2 protein-coding genes are annotated in these 1,585 nt (G+C 44.7%); both read right to left on the bottom strand.

Annotation, left to right across the window (positions count from 1 at the left end; all coding sequences use genetic code 11):
* Positions 1–184 precede the first annotated feature (184 nt).
* Positions 185–826, bottom strand: a complete 642-nt coding sequence (locus tag ACOTX4_RS25855; RefSeq protein WP_001011939.1) for a type A-2 chloramphenicol O-acetyltransferase CatII — start codon at positions 824–826, stop codon at positions 185–187.
* 149 nt (positions 827–975) lie between these two features.
* Positions 976–1,476, bottom strand: coding sequence for a hypothetical protein (locus tag ACOTX4_RS25850; RefSeq protein ID WP_001239317.1), 501 nt, complete (start codon positions 1,474–1,476; stop codon positions 976–978).
* Positions 1,477–1,585 lie beyond the last annotated feature (109 nt).

Raw genomic sequence — 1,585 nt, 5'->3', positions numbered from 1 at the left:
TGGGCGAAATGCGCCTGGTAAGCAGAGTTTTTGAAATGTAAGGCCTTTGAATAAGACAAAAGGCTGCCTCATCGCTAACTTTGCAACAGTGCCTTCTGAAACGAAATTACAGATTACGGTTAAAATATAAAAAAAAGCCACCAATCCTGCCGGATACGGTGGCTTAAATACAGAATTAATTAATTTATTTCAGTATGTTATCACACATCAGCTGAAGTGTATTGATAAACCTTGCTGCATGAAAACCATCACAGACTGCATGATGAACCTGTACAGAAACAGGTAATAGTACGCGGTCACCTTCCTGCTGAAACTTTGCCATTGTAAAAACCGGGGAAAAATAATCATCATTTCCGGTGATATTCAGATTAAATCCGTCAAAACTCACCCAGGGTAACGATGATATATTCAGGTGATTCTCCGGTAAATTTCCCTGCGGAAACAACCTGGTATCATGCTGATATTCTGCTGTTACCGCGTTATAACCCGCCATAAACTCACTGAGATCCGGAAAATAACGGCAGGACAGTGCGGAGAATGTTTCGGTTTCTTTATGAAAGACAGTAAAGACCGGGTCTGACTGTTCCCAGTAAATCAGTTCATTATCTTTCATTGCCATCCGGAACTCCGGAAACTGATTAACAGCCCGGGAGATCAGGTAAATCATCAGCGGATAAAACTTATAACCGGTTTTCGCCAGTGCAGTACGCAAAGCGGTAATATCGAGTTTGGTGGTCAGGCTGAATCCGCATTTAATCTGCTGACGATAAAGGGCAAAATGTTCCCTGCGATTCCAGGTATTCAGGTCAATCCGGGTAAAATTCATGGTTATTCCTTCTGATTAATAGTGAAAAATATTAATAATCAGAAGGCAGTCTGGTTGTCTCAATGGGTAACATTCCGTCCTCCGTAAGCTGTCTGGTATTCAGTAATAATACCCGATACGGGCTTAATCTGTATTAAGCCCGGTTTTATTTATTCCGGCCACTCATCCGCAAATACATAGCGGATCAGTTCTGCGGATTCACGGGGCGGTGCTCTCAGCACATCCGCCATTAAATCAATTTCCATCTGACAGGTTTGCAGCTTGTCTTCCGCCAGCACATACGGATCATCCGTCAGGAAACTATCGCCGTATTTATCCACCGACCCCTGTATTTGTGCCGAAAATAATGACTGAATTTCATCAGCGGAATAATGCGCAACCGGAGCCCCTTCACCGGCTGAATTCACCAGATCCAGCAACGCTCTGTTACCGATAATAAAGTCACGGTACCCGGCGGAAGCCTTTTTCATATCCGGCGGGCCAGACACTTCCGGATGCAGCACACGAAAGCAGAAGTCACCGGAGGTATCCTGCGCCAGTGCTTTCTGCAAAAATTCCAGCCGCATTTTCCCGTAATTAATCACCGCGTCATCCCCCGCGAGATAAAGCAGTTTTTTAATATTTTCGGTGGCCCACTGTTGCAGGCGCATATAGTACTCTAAACAGGGCACTGTTGCAAATAGTCGGTGGTGATAAACTTATCATCCCCTTTTGCTGATGGAGCTGCACATGAACCCATTCAAAGGCCGGCATTTTCAG

This window comes from Enterobacter cloacae complex sp. IR5459 (genome assembly GCF_049238005.1).
Classification (GTDB): Bacteria; Pseudomonadota; Gammaproteobacteria; order Enterobacterales; family Enterobacteriaceae; genus Enterobacter; species Enterobacter hormaechei_C.
This window is presented reverse-complemented; position numbering and strand designations above follow the sequence as displayed.

Bases quoted from the DNA above. Each gene is read 5' to 3' on its own strand.
- ACOTX4_RS25855 (WP_001011939.1), bottom strand. From the start codon at position 826: ATGAATTTTACCCGGATTGACCTGAATACCTGGAATCGCAGGGAACAT.
- ACOTX4_RS25850 (WP_001239317.1), bottom strand. From the start codon at position 1,476: ATGCGCCTGCAACAGTGGGCCACCGAAAATATTAAAAAACTGCTTTAT.